Raw genomic sequence first — 3,654 nt, forward strand, 5'->3', positions numbered from 1 at the left:
AACCCGTCCCACCATGCGCTTTGTCGAACTCAAGAGCGAGGAGCAGCTCGACGTCCAGACGCTGCATCGGGTGCGGGATCGGCTGGTCGGAGAACGCACGTCGCTGACCAACCAAATCAGGAGCCTTCTGCTGGAACGGGGACATGTTGCGGCACAGGGCCATGCCCGGTTGCGTCACTTGCTCGCTGACCTGCTGGACCCCGCCACGTGCAGCCTCAGTGCCCGCATGGCTTTCCTGCTCGGCGACATGCGCACGCGGTGGGACGAGCTTGGCCGCCGCATTGCCGCTTTTGACGCCGAGTTCTCGGCCATGGCTCGGACCGATGAGCGAGCACGGCGGCTGACAAGCATTCCGGGCATCGGTGCGCTGAACGCCACCGCATTGGTCGCCGCTGTCGGCAACGCCGCGACATTCACGAAAGGACGCGATCTGGCCGCCTGGCTGGGTCTGGTGCCGAGGCAGGCGACAACAGGCGGCAAACCAAAGCTGCTCGGGATCACAAAGCGCGGCAGTCGATACCTGCGCAAGATGCTGATCCAAGGCGCGCGATCTGCCATGCCAACATTGGCGAAGGCGAATACAGCAATAGGCGCCTGGCTGCGTGCGCTGCTTGTGCGCACCCATCCCAACATCGCTGTTGTCGCCCTTGCGGCGAAGATGGCCCGCACTGTCTGGGCGCTTCTGCGGCACGGGCGAAATTATGAAGCCGTGCCGCAGGCGGCCGGTTGAGGAACACGCGCCCGTCTTGAACACAGCCGGGCGCAACGAGCTGCGAGTGGTGAAAGGAAGATGGCCTGACAGTTGATCGGCGTTGCAAAAACCTCCGGCGCAAAATGGCCCACCGAGGCCGGCCCCTTTATGAGGATTGTGACGCGCGGATCTCCATCTTGGCGGCGGCCTTTGTGCCGACATGCCGGATACGTTTGTGCAGACTGATCATGTTATCAAAAATTGCCGCTTGCAGACGGGGCGGACCATACGTTTTGCAACGCTGACGACGATCAGCTGTCGTGACGGCTGGACCGCATGGCTGCGTCACCGGCCGACGGCAGCAGCGTGACGGACACGACATCGTCGGCCATCAGGTTGCGCTGGCCCAGTTCGCGGGCGGTGAACAGATCACCTGCGCGACGTTCGACCATGACCTGCGCCATGGGCGCGGGCGCGAAATCGGGGCGTTCGCTCATGCCCGCCAGGCCGGCGGCGGCGGGCAGTGCGGACAGCGCCATCAGGGCGGCGGTGGTGGCGGCGGCAACAAGACGTTTCATCATGTCTCTCCTGGGTGTCATGTGGGTGGACCGTGTCGATCCATGCTTACAGACACGCCGGAAACCGACTTTCGTGACACCCACTCACCAAACCGTGTCGTTCCGTGTGGACGTCGTGATCGCATGAGAAAGGGGCGGCCCCGCAGGACCGCCCTCCGATCTGATCCGCGGACGGGATCAGCAGCTGTAATACATCGCGTATTCGATGGGATGGGGGGTATGCTCGTAGGCATAGACCTCTTCCCATTTCAGCGCGATATAGCCTTCCAGCTGGTCGCGGGTGAACACGTCGCCCTGCAGCAGGAAGTCCATGTCCTTCTCCAGCTCCTCCAGCGCCTCGCGCAGGGACCCGCAGACGGTCGGGATCTCGGCCAGCTCCTCGGGCGGCAGATCGTAGAGATCCTTGTCCGAGGCCGGGCCCGGATCGATCTTGTTCTTGATGCCGTCCAGGCCCGCCATCAGCAGCGCCGCAAAGCACAGGTACGGGTTGGCCGAGGGGTCGGGGAAACGCGCTTCGACGCGCTTGGCCTTGGGGCTCTCCGTCCACGGGATCCGGACGCAGCCCGAGCGGTTGCGGGCCGAGAACGCGCGCAGCACGGGGGCCTCGAAGCCCGGGATCAGGCGCTTGTAGCTGTTGGTCGACGGGTTGGTCAGCGCGTTCAGCGCCTTGGCATGCTTCAGGATGCCGCCGATGAAGTACAGCGCCTCCTGCGACAGGTCCGCATATTTGTCACCCGAGAACAGCGGCTTGCCGTCCTTCCAGATCGACATGTTGACGTGCATCCCCGACCCGTTGTCGCCCTTCATGGGCTTGGGCATGAAGGTGACCGACTTGCCATAGGCATGGGCCACGTTGTGGATGACGTACTTGTATTTCTGGATGTTGTCGGCCTGCTCGACCAGACCACCGAAGATCAGGCCCAGCTCGTGCTGGCAGGTCGCGACCTCGTGGTGATGCTTGTCGACGCGCATGCCCATGCGCTTCATGGTGGACAGCATCTCGCCGCGGATGTCCTGGGCGGTGTCGACGGGGTTGACCGGGAAATAGCCGCCCTTGTGGGCCGCGCGGTGACCGGTGTTGCCCATCTCGTATTCGGTGTCGGTGTTCCAAGCGGCGTCGACCGCGTCGATCTGGAACGACACCTTCTGCGGCGTCACCGAATAGCGCACGTCGTCGAAGATGAAGAATTCGGCCTCGGGTCCGAAATAGGCCGCATCACCGATGCCCGACGCCTTCAGATAGGCCTCGGCCTTGGCGGCGGTGCCGCGCGGGTCGCGCGAATAGGGCTCGTTCGTGTCGGGCTCGACCACGTTGCAATGCACGCACAGCGTCTTTTCGGCATAGAACGGATCGATATAGACCGAGGCGGGGTCCAGGATCAGCTTCATGTCCGACTGGTCGATCGACTTCCAGCCCGCGATCGAGCTGCCGTCAAACATAAAGCCTTCCTCGAAGAAGTCCTCGTCGACCAGGTCGCGGTCCAGCGTCACGTGCTGCAGCTTGCCTTTGGGGTCGGTGAAGCGAACGTCGACATAGGCGACATCCTCGTCCTCGATCAGCTTCAAGACATCCTTGATTTGCATCTCTTCCCTTTCTTCGTAGATGCGGCCCGGCGGCCTGGGCCTGCCGGGCGCGAAGGCCTGTGTAACTTCGGTCGATCAGACGGCGTCGTCGCCCGTCTCTCCGGTCCGGATGCGGATCGCCTGTTCGACGGGCAAGACGAAGATCTTGCCGTCGCCGATCTTCTCGGTGCGCGCGGCGGCGACGATCGCCTCGATGGCGGCATCGACCTGATCGTCGGGCAGCACCATCTCGATCTTCACCTTGGGCAGGAAGTCGACGACATATTCAGCGCCGCGATACAGTTCGGTATGGCCCTTCTGACGACCGAAACCCTTGACCTCGGTCACGGAAAGACCCTGCACGCCGACTTCCTGCAGCGCCTCTTTGACATCGTCCAGCTTGAACGGCTTGATGATCGCCTCGATCTTCTTCATCGCAATAGACCCTTCCTCGCGGCTTGCCTGAAGACTGATTGGCGCGTTTGATGAACCGCGTAAATGCAGCAGCATGATCTTGGAAGCCCCCAAGCCGTTTGTCCGGCTCGTATGCCTAATATTTCACCATTCAGCCCAAGGATTAATCATCGACCATGATGGAAGGCAGTGAAATCGTCACCGTCGCTCAAATGCGCGCCATCGAATCCGCGGCGATAGGCAGCGGCGTGACGTCCGGGCTGAACCTGATGACCCGCGCGGGACGTGCCGTCGCGGGCCAGATCCGCCTGCGCTGGCCGCGTCCGGGGCGGGCGGTCGTCCTGTGCGGGCCGGGCGCGAATGGCAGCGACGGCTTTGTCGTGGCGCGCGCGCTGGCGCAGGCGGGCT

At 63.2% G+C, this 3,654-nt stretch carries 5 protein-coding genes; 2 read left to right on the forward strand and 3 right to left on the reverse strand.

Annotated elements, in window-relative coordinates; translation table 11 throughout:
* Positions 1-730, forward strand: a 730-nt coding sequence (locus FHD68_RS17935; protein ID WP_139086451.1) for an IS110 family RNA-guided transposase, incomplete at its 5' end; no start/stop codon positions are given.
* A 272-nt stretch (positions 731-1,002) separates the two neighbouring features.
* On the opposite strand, the gene FHD68_RS17940 is transcribed toward FHD68_RS17935, so the two are convergent.
* The 3 genes from FHD68_RS17940 to FHD68_RS17950 all read right to left on the reverse strand — a co-directional run bounded on the left by FHD68_RS17940 (position 1,003) and on the right by FHD68_RS17950 (position 3,267).
* Positions 1,003-1,269 (reverse strand): hypothetical protein, encoded by a 267-nt coding sequence (locus tag FHD68_RS17940; RefSeq protein ID WP_139086453.1) that lies wholly within the window; start codon positions 1,267-1,269, stop codon positions 1,003-1,005.
* Between the two features lie 177 nt (positions 1,270-1,446).
* Positions 1,447-2,853, reverse strand: a complete 1,407-nt coding sequence (gene glnA, locus FHD68_RS17945) for a type I glutamate--ammonia ligase (protein ID WP_127898569.1) — start codon at positions 2,851-2,853, stop codon at positions 1,447-1,449.
* A 75-nt stretch (positions 2,854-2,928) separates the two neighbouring features.
* Entirely contained in the window at positions 2,929-3,267 is a 339-nt protein-coding gene (locus FHD68_RS17950; protein ID WP_042248864.1) for a P-II family nitrogen regulator, read from the reverse strand.
* Between the two features lie 155 nt (positions 3,268-3,422).
* On the opposite strand from FHD68_RS17950, the gene FHD68_RS17955 reads away from it, so the two are divergent.
* Positions 3,423-3,654: NAD(P)H-hydrate epimerase (locus tag FHD68_RS17955; protein WP_280115187.1), on the forward strand; the 232-nt coding region annotated here is incomplete at its 3' end.

The organism is Paracoccus marcusii, from assembly GCF_006151785.1.
GTDB lineage: Bacteria > Pseudomonadota > Alphaproteobacteria > Rhodobacterales > Rhodobacteraceae > Paracoccus > Paracoccus marcusii.